8 protein-coding genes are annotated in these 13,513 nt (G+C 64.6%); 2 read left to right on the top strand and 6 right to left on the bottom strand.

What is annotated here, in order from left to right:
• Positions 1 to 4 precede the first annotated feature (4 nt).
• Both Q3Y64_RS06405 and Q3Y64_RS06400 read left to right on the top strand, forming a co-directional pair.
• Positions 5 to 3,127: a multidrug efflux RND transporter permease subunit gene (locus Q3Y64_RS06405; RefSeq protein ID WP_303560519.1), complete on the top strand. Its 3,123-nt coding sequence runs from the start codon at positions 5 to 7 to the stop codon at positions 3,125 to 3,127.
• Positions 3,124 to 4,518: an efflux transporter outer membrane subunit gene (locus tag Q3Y64_RS06400; protein ID WP_101941427.1), complete on the top strand. Its 1,395-nt coding sequence runs from the start codon at positions 3,124 to 3,126 to the stop codon at positions 4,516 to 4,518. The genes Q3Y64_RS06405 and Q3Y64_RS06400 overlap by 4 nt, the downstream gene beginning before the upstream one ends.
• A gap of 37 nt (positions 4,519 to 4,555) precedes the next feature.
• On the opposite strand, the gene Q3Y64_RS06395 is transcribed toward Q3Y64_RS06400, so the two are convergent.
• The 6 genes from Q3Y64_RS06395 to Q3Y64_RS06370 all read right to left on the bottom strand — a co-directional run bounded on the left by Q3Y64_RS06395 (position 4,556) and on the right by Q3Y64_RS06370 (position 13,364).
• Positions 4,556 to 5,002 (bottom strand): hypothetical protein, encoded by a 447-nt coding sequence (locus tag Q3Y64_RS06395; protein ID WP_303560518.1) that lies wholly within the window; start codon positions 5,000 to 5,002, stop codon positions 4,556 to 4,558.
• Between the two features lie 83 nt (positions 5,003 to 5,085).
• Positions 5,086 to 8,379, bottom strand: a complete 3,294-nt coding sequence (locus Q3Y64_RS06390; protein WP_303560517.1) for an EAL domain-containing protein — start codon at positions 8,377 to 8,379, stop codon at positions 5,086 to 5,088.
• Positions 8,380 to 8,551: 172 nt separating this feature from the next.
• A complete protein-coding gene (locus Q3Y64_RS06385) occupies positions 8,552 to 11,461 on the bottom strand; it encodes a PAS domain S-box protein (protein ID WP_101941425.1) in 2,910 nt (969 codons plus the stop codon).
• Between the two features lie 100 nt (positions 11,462 to 11,561).
• A complete protein-coding gene (locus Q3Y64_RS06380) occupies positions 11,562 to 11,918 on the bottom strand; it encodes a hypothetical protein (RefSeq protein ID WP_101941424.1) in 357 nt (118 codons plus the stop codon).
• Between the two features lie 88 nt (positions 11,919 to 12,006).
• Entirely contained in the window at positions 12,007 to 12,852 is an 846-nt protein-coding gene (locus Q3Y64_RS06375) for a 23S rRNA (adenine(2030)-N(6))-methyltransferase RlmJ (RefSeq protein WP_303560516.1), read from the bottom strand.
• Positions 12,853 to 12,887: 35 nt separating this feature from the next.
• The gene (locus tag Q3Y64_RS06370; RefSeq protein ID WP_303560515.1) at positions 12,888 to 13,364 is read right to left on the bottom strand and encodes a hypothetical protein; all 477 of its coding nucleotides are present in this window, start codon (positions 13,362 to 13,364) and stop codon (positions 12,888 to 12,890) included.
• Between the last annotated feature and the right edge of the window lie 149 nt (positions 13,365 to 13,513).

Raw genomic sequence — 13,513 nt, 5'->3', positions numbered from 1 at the left:
CGGCATGGGGTTCTTCGTCAATCGTCCGGTCTTCGCGACCGTCATCGCGCTGTTCATCACCCTGCTGGGCCTGCTCTCGGTTAAGCAGCTGGCGGTGGAGCAGTATCCCAACGTCGCACCGCCGCAAGTCAAAATCACGGCGGTCTATCCCGGCGCCAGCCCGGAAACCATCGAAACCACCGTGGCCGCGCCGATCGAGCGTGAGATGAATGGCATCGAAGGCTTGCTCGACATGCAGTCCACCGCATCGGCCAGCGGCCTGATGGAGCTGACCATCTCCTTCGAGCCTGGCACCGATCTGAATCTTGCTGCGGTGGATGTGAACAACAGCGTCAAGCGCGTCGAGCCACTGCTGCCGGAAGTGGTGTTGCAGCAGGGGCTGCGTGTGTCGAAGTCCAATCCTTCGATGCTGATGATCGTGGCGCTGCAGTCGGATGATCCGCGCTTTGACGCCGCCTATCTCGCCAACCTGGCTTACTCGCGCTATGTGAATGAACTCAAGCGTCTGCCGGGAGCGGGTGATGTGTCACTCTTCGGCAATCCGTACTCGATGCGCTTGTGGGTGGAGCCGGATTCGCTGGCCAAGTACGGCATGTCCGTGACCGACGTGATCAACGGTGTGCGCGAACAGAACCAGAATTTTGCCGTCGGCGAAATTGGTCAGGCGCCCGCCCCGAGCGGTCAGGTGTTGACCTTCCCGATGCAGACGCGTGGCGGGCTGGTGGAGGTGAAAGAGTTCGAGGACATCATCCTGCGTGCCAACAAGGATGGTTCTGTGGTGCGCCTGCGCGATGTGGCGCGCGTTGAACTGGGCAGCGAGGAGTATTCGATCTCCTCGCGCCTCAATGGCAAGCCGGCTATTGCGCTGGGCATCTACCTGCGCCCCGGGGCGAATGCTCTGGCGCTTGCCAAGGCGGTGCGCAGCCGCATGGATGAGCTGGGCGCCGATTTGCCAGCCGAAATCAAGAGCGTGATCTCGTATGACACGACGCGTTTCGTGAATGCGTCGATCGAGCTGGTGGTGCATACCTTTATCGAAGCCTTCCTGCTGGTGCTGGTCGTGGTGTACCTCTTCCTTGGCAGCGTGCGGGCCACACTTGTGCCGCTGATCGCGATTCCGGTCTCCATCATCGGCACCCTGGCCGGCATGCTGGTGATGGGCTTTTCGATCAACATGCTGACCCTCTTCGGCATGGTGCTGGCAATCGGTATCGTGGTGGATGATGCGATCGTGGTGGTCGAAGCCGTTGAGCATCTGATGCACAGCGAGAAGCGCTCACCGAAAGACGCGGCGAAGAAAGCCATGCAGGGCATTGGTGGCGCCATCGTGGGCGTTACCTCGGTGATCTGTGCGGTGTTCGTGCCGATTGCCTTCCTGGGTGGCGTGACCGGCACGCTCTACAAGCAGTTCGCCATCACCATCACGATTTCCACGCTGCTCTCGGCCATCGTCGCGCTGACCCTCACGCCGGCTCTGTGTGCGCTGATTCTCAAGCCGGGCGTGCATAAGCCGAAGCTGATCCAGAAATTCGATGCGTTTTTTGAGCGCCTGACAGGCCGTTTTACCGGGGTGGTGAGTTTCATGCTCGGGCGCGGGGTGCGCTGCTTCATCCTCTATGCCGTGCTGCTCGGCGGCATGGCGTTCCTGCTCAAGACCATTCCCGGTGGCTTCGTGCCGGACGAGGACAAGGGCACCGTGATGGTGGCCATCGATCTGCCTTCCGGTGCTTCGCCCGAGCGCACCCAGGCGGTGGTGGAAAAGGCCGAGCAGTACTTCATGAGCCAGGAGCCCGCAGTGGAGCAGGTGCTGGCGATCAAGGGCTTCTCGATCTTCTACCGTTACGCTAACCAGGCCTTCTTCTTCATCACCCTCAAGGACTGGGCTGCGCGTGAGGCCAAGGATCATGCCTTTACCATCGTGCAGCGCGCCAACCGGGCGCTGTACACGATTCCGGAGGCGCGCATCTTTGCCATCAACGAGCCTGCCATTTCAGGCATGGGCATGATCTCGGGCTTCGACTACCGCCTGATCTCCACCGACGGGGACCGCGTCAAACTCAATGAAACCGCGCTGAAGCTGGTCCAGGCCGCTACGCAGGAAGCTTCGATTGCAGGCGTGCGCAGCGTGGCTGCGCCTGATGTGCAGACCCTGTTTCTTGATGTGGATCGCAATAAGGCCAAGGCCATGGGAGTGAACCTCTCCGAGCTATACACCGGGGTCGGTGCATTGATGGGCTCCAGCTTCGTGAATCAATTCACCCAGTTCGGTACCAACCTGAAAGTGAAGCTCCAGGCCGATCCACGTTTCCGTTCCGATCCTGAGTTTCTGGGCAACTTCAATCTGCGCAATGCCGAAGGCAAGCTGGTGCCTTTCTCCTCGCTGGCGACAACGGAATGGCGCTCGGCGCCGATCTCGCTGAGCCGCTTCAATGGCTATCCCGCCATCCAGCTCAATGGTGTTTCGGCACCAGGGCGCAGCTCGGGCGAGGCGATCGAGGCCATGGAGCGCATTTCAAAGGCCGAGCTGCCGCAGGGGGTGAGCTTTGTGTGGGCCGGCCAGTCGCTGCAGGAGAAGCTCTCCGGCGGCCAGCAGGGCTTCGTGTTCCTGCTCTCGCTGATCTTCGTGTTCCTGTTCCTGTCGGCGCTTTACGAGAGCTTCCGGCTGCCGGTAGCGGTCTTCCTGGTGGTGCCAATCGGTATTTTCGGTGCGCTGCTGGCGCTGCTTCTGCGTGGCTCGGCCAATGATGTGTTCTTCCAGGTCGGCCTGATTACCCTGATCGGTCTGGCTGGTAAGAACGGCATCCTGATTGTGGAGTTTGCCAAGCAGAAATGGGAGGAGGGCATGAGCAGCCGTGACGCGGCCATCGAAGCCGCGAAGCTGCGCCTGCGGCCGATCGTGATGACCTCGCTGGCTTTCATCCTCGGCGTGATTCCGCTGGTGACGGCTTCGGGGGCCGGCGCTGCGACCCAGCATTCGGTAGGCACCGGCATCATGGGCGGGATGCTCGCGGCGACCCTGGTCGGGGTGTTCTTCACGCCGCTGTTTTTCTACGCCATGAATCGTTCGCGCGATGCGGCGCGGGATGCGGGGCGTGGCACGGCAGACCGTCAGGGGGAGGACGCATGATGAAGCACACCTGCCTCGTTCTCTCGATCAGCCTGTGGCTGGCCGGCTGTGCCACGCCGGGCACGGTAGATCGTCCGGCCCTCGAAATACCAGAGCAATGGCGCAGCCTGCCCAGCCAGACCGTGGCGGATGCGCCGGCCCCTTGGGCGGCACTGTTTGCGCGGCCGGATCTGGCCGCACTGCTGCAGGCCGCGCGCGACAATAACCGCAGCCTGCGTGCCGCGGCGGCCCGCGTCGATGCGGCTGCTGCCAGCTATGGCGTGCTGCGCGCCCAGCGCTGGCCGGCGCTGAACGCGCAGGGCGCGGCCTCACGCGGCAAGCAGCCGGTGAGTGCCGCACTGGACAACCAGATCGGCGAATCCACCCAACTGGCCGCCGCACTGAGCTGGGAACTCGATCTGTGGGGGCGTATTGCCGATCAGGCCGAGTCCGGTCGCCAGAGCTGGCTCTCCGCCGAGGAAACCTACCGGGCTGCCCAGGTCAGCCTGGATACCCAGGTTGCAGGGGGCTGGTTGCTGCTGCTGGAGCTTGATGAGCAGTTGCTGATTGCCGAGCGTACCGTGGCCAGTCAGGCCACCTCCCTGGATCTGGTGCGGCGCCGCTTCAAGGGCGGCGTGGTGTCGATGGTGGATGTGAATCAGGCTGAGTCTGCGCTGGCCGGCGCCGAGTCGACTCGCGCCGATATCGGGCGAGCCTGTGCCCAGGCGGAGAATGCGCTGGCCATCCTGATCGGTCGCCCGCCGCATGCGGTGCCGCGTAGCGGCATGGTCAGCGATTTGTCGCGCCCGACCGCACTGCCGGTGGGGCTGCCCGCTGATCTGCTGCTGAACCGGCCGGATGTGCGGGCCGCTGAACGTGCGCTGGAATCCACCCAGCATGGCGTATTCGCCGCGCGCAAGGCTTGGCTGCCGTCGATCAAGCTCACCGGCATGCTGGGCTGGGCCAGTTACGATCTTTCGAAAGTCGTCAGCACCGGCACCGAGGCCTGGTCGGCGGGAGGTGTGATCAATCTGCCGATCTTCAACGGTGGCAGCTTGATGGCCCAGCTTGATCTGGCCGAGGCGCGCCAGCGCGAAGCGGCCGAAACCTACGCGGGTAGCGTGCTGCAGGGCCTGCGCGAGGTGGAGGATGCGATCGTCGGCTTCCAGCGTCTGTCTGAGCAGAGCGATGCTCTGGCACGGCGTGTGAAGGCCACGCGAGAGCGCTTGCGTCTGGCGGACATGCGCTACCGCGCCGGGGTGACGGATTACTTTGAGGTGCTCAATGCCCAGCAGGATCTGCTGGCGGCTGAGCTCAGTGCGGTGCAGGCCTCGCGCGGCTCGCAGGCGGCGCTGCTGCAGCTGTATGCCGCGCTCGGCGGGGCTGAGTCGGGGGCGCCCCGGGCGCAGTGAGCGGCCGGGCGGACGGCGGGGCCGCCCGGCACGCGTCTTACTTGACGCTGTAGCCGCGGCCGCTGAGGCAGGCGGCGCGGGCTTGGTTGTAAGCGGCGCTGTTGCCCTGCGTCTGGGCGGTGGCCTGTTGCTGCTGGGCCGCGGCCTGCTGGCGCCTTTGGCCACGTTGGGCCGCCGCACCGCCCACGGCTCCGGCGGCTGCGCCTTTGCCAACGTCATTGTCAGTGATGGCCGCTACCGCCGCACCGGCGGCGGCTCCGCGTACCCGTCCGCCCGTTGGTGCGGGGGCAGGAGCGGGTGCGGCCGCAGCAGGTTTGGTGGGGTCCACGCCGGTCTGGCCGACGGCCCAGCTGTGGCATTCGTATTCGTCCTTCTTCTGTTGCTCGGCAGACTGGCCTTTGGCCGGATAGACGTATTGCGCCAGCGCATTGCTGGATATGAGGCAGGCGAGTGCGATCAGACTCGCGGAAAGCGACTTGTGCATGCTGCTGCTCCTTTTCTGGAACCCAGTTGCGGACATCCGCAGCAGGTTGAGCGGAATTATGCGCCGCTGGCGGAGGTGCCCACTCAATCTGACTCGGACCTGCCCGGGAGGCCTTCCTGCTGCCGTAGCCAGGCTTCGAAGGCTGCGGCAGGCTGGGGTTTCCCGATCAGATAGCCCTGGATTGCGTGGCAGCCTCGCGCCATCAAGTAGTCGCGTTGCGCCGGGTTTTCTACGCCTTCTGCCACGACGCGCATGCCCAGGTCGCGCGCCATGGACAGGGTGGCTGCGGCGATGGCCGCGTCTTCGAGATCACCCGGCAAGTCCTTGATGAAGGAGCGGTCGATCTTCAGGCGCTGGATGGGCAGGCGTTTGAGGTAGGCGAGGCAGGAGTAGCCGGTGCCGAAGTCGTCCAGGGCGAGAGAGAGCCCCATGGCGCAGAGCGCGTCGAGGCGTTCGACCAGCTCGTCCGTGGATGCGAGGAGTGCGCCCTCGGTGATCTCCAGTTCGATGTAGCGTGGGTCGGCCCCTGTTTCCTCCAGAATCTGGCGCAGCCTGGGCACAAAGTCTGCCTGCTGGAACTGCAATGCGGCGATGTTGATAGCCATCGCCAGCGGCATACCTGCTCTGGCCCAGCGGGCTTGCTGTGCACAGGCTTCACGCAGCACCCAATCGCCCAGTGGCAGAATCAGGCCGGATTCTTCAGCCAGCGGGATGAACTCGATCGGCGGCACCATGCCGCGTTCCGGGTGCTGCCAGCGCACCAGGGCTTCGCAGCCGTCGATGCGTGCCGTTTCAAGCTCCATCTGAGGCTGGTAATGGAGCACCATCTCGCCGCGTTCGATGGCCCGGCGCAGGGCCGTTTCGAGCTGCAGGCGCTGCATCGCGCGCTGATTCATCTCCGGCACGAAGAACTGGTAGTTGTTGCGGCCGGACTGCTTGGCGCTGTACATCGCCACGTCCGCATGCTTGAGCAAGGTGTCGATATCCTCGGCGTCGCTCGGATAGTGGGCAATGCCGATGCTGGCCGAGACGCTGAGTTCGTGCCCGTCGATCTGCAAAGGGGCCGCCAGGCTTCTGACGAGCTTGCCGGCCACTGCCGTGATCTCCTCGATGTGGCTCAGGCGCGGTAGCAGCAGTACGAACTCGTCGCCCCCCTGGCGGGCCAGCAGATCTTCGGCGCGCAGGCATTGGCGCAAACGCTGGGCCACGGTGGCCAGCAGTTCATCGCCTACCTGATGGCCCAGGGAGTCATTGATGGTCTTGAAGTGATCGAGATCGAGGAACAGGACTGCAGCCTGATCGCTATGGCGATGCGCGCCGGCCAGTACGGCGCGGGCCTGTTCCAGCCAGTAATTGCGGTTGGGCAGGCCGGTGAGGGCATCAAAACGGGCGAGGTACTGGATGTGGGCCTCGGCCTGGCGGGCGCTGGTCACGTTCTGGGCGGTGCCATACACGCGCATCAGGCGGCCCATGAACCATTCGCTCTCGACCTGGAAATGCAGGATCTGCTCGACGCCGTTCTGATCGGCCATGCGGCAGTCCAGCGCCTGGCTGCTGCCGTTGCGGGCAGCTTCTTCGAGTGCCATATCGAGATGCGAACGATCGTCAGGGATCAGGCGTAGCAGCAAGTCCTCGCGCTGCACGCGGGTGCTGCCCGGCAGCTCCAGCAAACGCAGGAACTCTTCCGAGCAGTGCAGGGTGCCGCCACCCGGGGTGAGTTCCCAGCTGCCCATCCGTGCGATGCGCTGAGCCTGGGCCAGCAGGGCCTGCTGGTCGCGCAGGCGGGTGCTGGCGCGGGCCAGCTCGGCAGTGCGTTGGGCCACCAGTTCGGCGGTGCGGCGTGCCCGCCCCGAGGTGAGCAGCAGGAAGGCGCTCAGCAGGGCCGAGAAGACCAGCGCCGAGCCGATTGCGGCGCCCGAGGCCCAACTGCGGCTGGCCGAGGAAAAATGGGCTTCGCTGCGCAGGATGATCTGCCATTCGCGGTCGGCAAACCCGATACTGCGGATCAGGATGCGGCCGCTGTCGGCCCAGTCCGGGCGGGCGCAGTCGGCCGGGCCGGCGAGGCGCTGGGAGGAGGGTTCGGCGCTGCGGTCGGCGAGGCACAGGCTGATGTGTGGCGAGATGATCTGCTCGCGGGCGAGGGCGACGATGTCTTCCATGCGCATGGCAAGTGTCACCATGCCGCGCAGGTTGAGGGTGTCGTCTGAAAATACCGGCTGATACACGATCACGCCGGGTTGGCTGCGGTCTCCCTGAACCAGGGTGATCGGATCGCTGGCCGCAGGGCGACCGGTGCTGCGCGAGACGCCGATCGGGATGGCTCCGCGTGCGTAGCCGGCCGGGTTCAGGCCCAGGACTTTTTCATTGCCAGCGAGTGGCTCGATCAGGGTGATCGGGAAGTATTCGTCTGCGGGCTCGGCGGGTTTCAGATGCCCGGCGAGATCGCGGTCCATGACCCGGAAGCCGCTGCGCCCGGCGCGCTGCTGGGCACGCTCGAAGTTGGCCAGATCGGCCAAGCGGATGCGTGGGTTCCAGGTCAGGTTGACGATGCCGGGATAGCGGTTGAGCCAGGCATGAGTGAGGCGTTGCCAGTCGCGCGGGGTGAGTGGGGTTTCGTTGAGGCTCAGATGGCGCTCGAGGGCCAGGAGCATGTCTAGCTTGGCTTGCAGGCGACTATGCAGAACGCTGGCAACGCTTTCGGCGTCGCGCAGGAATTCGGACTGGAGGCGGATCTCTTCACGCTGACGGACCAGCATCAGGGCGCCGGCAATGACCAGGGTGGCCAGCAGCAGCGGGATGCCCAGCGTGCGGCGGCGGCCTTCCCAGTGGCTGGCTGGCCGGCCCAGCAGGGTGAAGCAGATCGGGGTGAAGATCAGCACGCCGAGGGTGTCGCCGATCCACCAGTTGGCCCAGTTGAAGAAATCGGCGTGCCCCGCATCCTGGGTGCCCACTTGCAGCAGCAAGGTGGCGAGCGTGGCGCTGGGCAGGCAACCGATGGGGGCGACGATGCCAACGAAGAGGGCGACTTCGCGGGTTTCGTCGAGGGCTGAGGGATATGCTTTGAGGCTGCGCGCCAGCCACTGGCCAAACAGGGCCTGCAGGCAGACGCTGGCCGGCAGCCCCAGCAGGAGCAGCGGATTGAAGCCGAACTTGAGCGAGGTGGCGAGCTGCACGCACAGCATGCCAAGGTAGAGGCCGGGCAGTACGCGCAGGCCAAAGAGCAGCAGGGCGGCCAGGGCGATGCCGGTGCCGGGGAAGATCGGTGTGGTGATGCCGGGGTCGATCGCAACACGCAGGGCGAGCGCGCCCAGCCCGGCGCTGGCAGCGGCCAGCAACAGGTTTAGGCGAAGAGTCTCGGTGAGGCGTGCGTTCATCATTCTCCGCTCGTGCCGGTAGTGCCTGGAGCCGGGCTTGCGCGATAGTGCAAGCAACGTGCCACGCCCTTGGCCCAGCACCGCTCATCCTGTCGTTTACGGCAAGCGGGAGCGAATCTTTGATCTGGTGCAGCAGGGCGTCATGCAGCGCCGCAGTTGCGGCGCGCGGGGTGTTTCAGGCGTGCTCGGTAAGTGCCGGGCTGGGCGCTTCGGCGGGCAGGCGAATGGTGAAGACGGCGCCGCCATCGGGATGATTGGCTGCGCAGATGCTGCCGCCATGATCAAGCATGATGCGGCGACTGATGGTGAGCCCCAGGCCGGTGCCGCCAGGGCTTGGCGCCTTGCTGCTCTGTTCGAAGGAGTCGAAGATCAGTTCGAGCTCGCCTTCAGGGATGCCGGGGCCATGATCGCGCACGGTGAGGCCGACCACCGGCTGACCAGTGACCGGGTCCGCCTCGCTGAGATAGTCGATCTCGATGCTGCTTTTGGCGGGGCTGAACTTGATGGCGTTCGAGAGCAGATTGATTAGCACCTGGGTGAGGCGGGCCTTGTCGTAGGTGGCCAGGAGGCGCGGGTAGCTGTCATTGTTGAGCAGGCTCAGTGCTTTCGCCATGGTCAGTGAGGACACCTCGGCGATGGCGGCCTGCACGGTGTTCTGCAGGTAGTGGCGGGCCTTGTCGTAGCTCATCTTGTCCGCTTCCAGGCGCGACATGTCGAGCAGGTCGTTGAGCAGCGCAAGCAGGCGTTTTCCGGCGTTCTGGATCCGCTCGAAGTAGCGTGCGAGTTCGCTCGCCTCATTGGCGCCGGACTTGTGCAGGCCCATCTCGGAGAAGGAGAGGATGGCGTGCATCGGCGTGCGCAGCTCGTGTGACATGTTGGTGAGGAAGGTGCTCTTGGCGTGGCTGGCCGCTTCGGCTGCTTCCTTGGCTTCGAGCAGGGTCTTCTCGATTTCCTTCTGGCGTGAGATGTCCGACAGGAAGGCGAACACATATTCGGTCTCGCCGCGATCGTCCGGAATCAGGCCGTAGCTGACCATGAAGGGATGGCGCTGGCCATCCTGAATCGGCAGGATGATCTCGCGCCTGGCCGTGGCGGAGAGTTGTTTGTCATCTTGCGGGAAGAGGCGTCCGGCGATGGCTTCGCCCCATACGGCTTCGGGAGTCTGGCCAAGCAGGGCGCCGCGGCTGATGCCCAGTTGCAGGCATAGCGCCTGGTTGACGTCTACGAAGCGGCGCTGGCGGTCGATCAGGGCGAAGCTGTCGGCGGTGGTGTCGAGCACCGAGCGCTTGAGCTGCTCGGATTGACGCAGGGCGAGCGCAGCGGTGCGCTGGGCGGTTACATCCTCGATGATGAAGACCAGGCCGCGCTCGGGCTCGTTCGGCACCAGTGCGCGGGCAAACAGCATGGCCCAGAACATCGAGCCGTCGCTGCGGCGCAGCTCGGCTTCACCGCGGTAGGTGCCGCCGAGGGCGACGCGATTCTCGATGGCTCGCCGGGTCTGGCTGTAGGATTCTTCCGAGGCATGAATCAGGCGCTCGGGCAGGCCGTTGATGCTGCTCATGCCGTAGCCAAAGAGGGCTTCGAAGGCCGGGTTGACGAGCTGCATGTGCTCCTGCACCGAGAGCACGATGGCAAGCGGGTTGGCATCCAGGACGGTGCGTACTTCCGCCGTGCGCTCGGTGACCATCTCCTGCAGGTGATCGCGATGGCGGCGCAGCTCTTCCTCGGCGGCAAGGCGTTCGCTGATGTCGCGGGCAGTGATGCACAGGTAATGGCGATGTTTGTCCGAGATGCGTGCAGCGGTCAGCTCCAGCGGTACGCGCTGGCCATTCTTGCAGCGCAGGACGCTTTCCTGGCTCTGCCGGCCAACGATGCGTAGGGTGTTCTCGAGTTGCTCCCAGCGTTGCTCGGAGTCGCCGATCAGCTCACCGAAACCCATCGACAGCAGCTCGCTGGCGCTGAACTGGCTGACCTCGGCAAGGCGCCGGTTGGCATACTGAAGATGACCACCGGAGTCGCACCAGAGGATCATTTCGGGCGACTCATCCATCGCGAACTGGGTCAGTTGCAGGCGTGATTCGGATTCCTCGACGTGACGGATCTGGCGCAGCAGCACGAAGAGCATCAGGCTCAGGGCGACCAGGATCAGTGAGGAGAGCGCGACACGCATCCGCGTATCGGTCACGAACTTGGCCAGCACGCGTTCGGTATCGAGCTTTACCCGCACGATCACTGGCACGCTGGAGGCGCTGACCAGCTGGGCGACGAAGTGATCGCCCTCTGCGCTCTGGTCACGGAAGAAGGCGGTGCGGTTGAGCTGCAGTGCATCGAAGCTGGCGCTGTCGTTGTCGCGCAGGTTCTTGCCTAGCTGGGTGATGTCCAGCGGGTGATTGAGCAGCAGCACGCCATCGGTGCGCAGTAACTGGATGCTGGTGCCGCGCTCGAGCTGCAGGGAATCGTAGAAGCGCAGGAAGTAATCCGGCTCCACGCCGGAGAGCATCACGCCATCGAACTGGCTGTCGGCTGTATTGATGCGGCGGGTCAGCGGGATCAGCCACTTGTAGTCGGTACGGCTGATGATCGGCTCGCCGATGCGCAGGCGCACATCGTTGTGGCTGCGGTGATAGGCGAAGTAGGCGCGGTCGGAGAGGTCCACGCGCCGGGTCGGGTATTCGAGGCCATGGGCGGCAAGGGTGCCGCGGCTATTCATGACGATGATGGCGCGGATCTGCGGGGTGAGCTCGACTTTGCCCTTCATCCGTTCGTGCGCCCAGTGTTCATCCAGGCTATTCATGCCGCCGGCGCGCTCGACGTCTTCGGCCACGTTCTGCATGGCCTGCTCGACCGAGACCAGTGAGCGGGTGGCGTGCTCGTCCAGTGAGCGGGCCAGGGACAGGGCCTGGCGTTCAGCGCTGCGCAAGGTGCCCTGATAGTCGGCATAGCTGATCCAGGCCACGGCCAGCAGCACGATCAGCAGGGTCAGCGCGTAGAACACCAGCACGCCCTGGCGCAAGCGGCGCAGCAAGGGACGTGCATCCGGATGAGGATGCTTGCTGAAGAGCTGATCGAACCAGTGCAGATTCATTGTGACGGGGTAAACAGGCAAGGCCAGCTATCGGTAACGGCCCGGCGGCGTGCCTGCCCGAGAGTACTTGTGGGCAGGCCCGTCGTCAGGTGACCAGGGCTTACTTGGTGGCGCTAGCGTCAGCCACGCACTTCTTCACGAAGCTGTTCTTGGCGGCTCCCGCGAGTTTCTTCTCGGCGGCTTGGGTTTCACAGGTGTTGCCGGCGCTGGTGGCCTTGCTGTCGGCTTCGCACTTCTTGAGGAAGCTATTCTTGGCGGCGCCTGCGAGCTTTTTCTCGGCAGCCTGGGCATCACAGGCGCTGGGGGTTGCGGCCGAGGCATCGGCGTTGCACTTCTTGAGGAAGCTGGTCTTCGCGGCTCCGGCAAGCTTCTTGTCGGCGGCCTGCTCATCGCAGGTGGCGGCAAAGGCGCTGCTGGCAAACAGGGCGACGAGGCTGGCGATCACGATCTTGCGCATGGGGGACTCTCCTTTGTGTGGCGGGAATGCCGGAAGGCGAGCCATTCTAGCGCTGCGTCATGACCTCCGGCACATGCCACTGCGCTTTTCAGGTGCTTTCATGCTCAAGGGTGTGGCAGGCTCCCTCATCTTCGGCAAGTGCGGCCGTGAGCCAGGGGAGTTCCGCCTGCAGCGTGGCGGCCAGCGTCCATGGCGGATTGATGATGAACATGCCGCTGCCATTCATGCCGAAGCCCTCCGGTGAGGGGCCACGGACGCTCAGGGTGGCGTGCAGCCAGTTGCTGGCGCCGAGTGCCTTGAGCTGGCGGGGCAGCTGCTTCGATTCGGGCTTGGCTAGCATCGGGTACCAGATGGCGTACATGCCAGTGGGGAAGCGCAGGAGCGAATCCTTGAGGGCCTGGATCAGGCGGCTGTAATCCTCGCGCAGCTCGTAGGAAGGATCGATCAGGGTCAGGCCACGCCGGCTCGGTGGCGGTAGCAGGGCTTTGAGGTTGGCAAAGCCATCGTCCGCAAATACCTTGCACTGCTTGCCTTGCTGGCCAAAGTAGCTATCCAGGGTGCGGAAGTCGGTACTGTGCAGTTCGAACAGGCGCATGCGGTCCTGCTCGCGCAATGCGCGCTGGGAAAACCAGGGCGAGCCGGGGTAGGCCTGTAGCGTGCCGTCGCCATTGAGCGCACGCACTTCGGCGACATACGCGGCCAGCATCGGTGGCAGGTCGGTGCGGTCCCACAGACGGCCAATGCCGCCACGAAACTCGCCAAGCTTCTCGGCATGGACGGAGTCGAGCGCATACAGGCCGGCGCCAGCATGGGTGTCGATGATCTGGAAAGCCTTGTCCTTCTGGCCGAGATAAGCCAGGAGCTGGACCAGGATGGAATGCTTGAGCACATCGGCGTGGTTGCCGGCGTGATAGGAGTGGCGATAGCTGAGCATGGCGGGCCGGTAGGGTGGTCAGCCACGATTGTAGATCAAGGCTTGTCCGGCTTGCCCTCGGCCCACTGTTTCTCGAAGCGTTGTTGCTCGCGCAGGAAGTGGTTGCTGCATTCGACGGTGATCGCCGGCTCACTGGCATTGTTGCACTTGCGCGGTTTGACATAGAAACGCTGCCAGGCCTGCTCCTTTCGCTCGCGCTCGATGCGGTCGAAGGCATCGGCCTGCTCGCGGGCTGCAAGGGCGGCCTGCATGTTCTGCTCGCGGCGCTGGCGATCGGTTTCGATGAGTTGCTGCTCACGGGCGACGCGGGCACGACGCAGTTCAGCCTGATTGGCTTCTTCAGCGCGGGCAACGAGATCACTGGGGGCGCTGGCCGTCGCTTGCGCGGCCGCTACCGGCGCAGGGGCAAGCAGGCGCGTGCTGGCCGCATGTGCCGCAAACAGCAGGAGGCCTGCGAGCACGAGGGCCAGCAGTAGATGCTGCGGAGCGGTAGAGCTGCGAGTTGCGTCCATGCGATGGACCCGGGGTGGCAGAAGCCGCAGTCTAGCGCCCGCAAGGCTTGTCGATTCGGCCACTCGTCCGCTGTTGGTGGCCTGCGGGGAACGGGGAAGAATGCGCTGGCTATGATCGGGGAATGACACGCTTACCGCGAGACGCTGCT

The sequence above is a fragment of the Uliginosibacterium sp. 31-12 genome (assembly GCF_030548425.1).
In the GTDB taxonomy this organism is placed as follows: domain Bacteria; phylum Pseudomonadota; class Gammaproteobacteria; order Burkholderiales; family Rhodocyclaceae; genus Uliginosibacterium; species Uliginosibacterium aquaticum.
The sequence above is the reverse complement of the archived record's forward strand: the minus strand, read 5'-3'. Positions and strand labels throughout refer to the sequence as shown.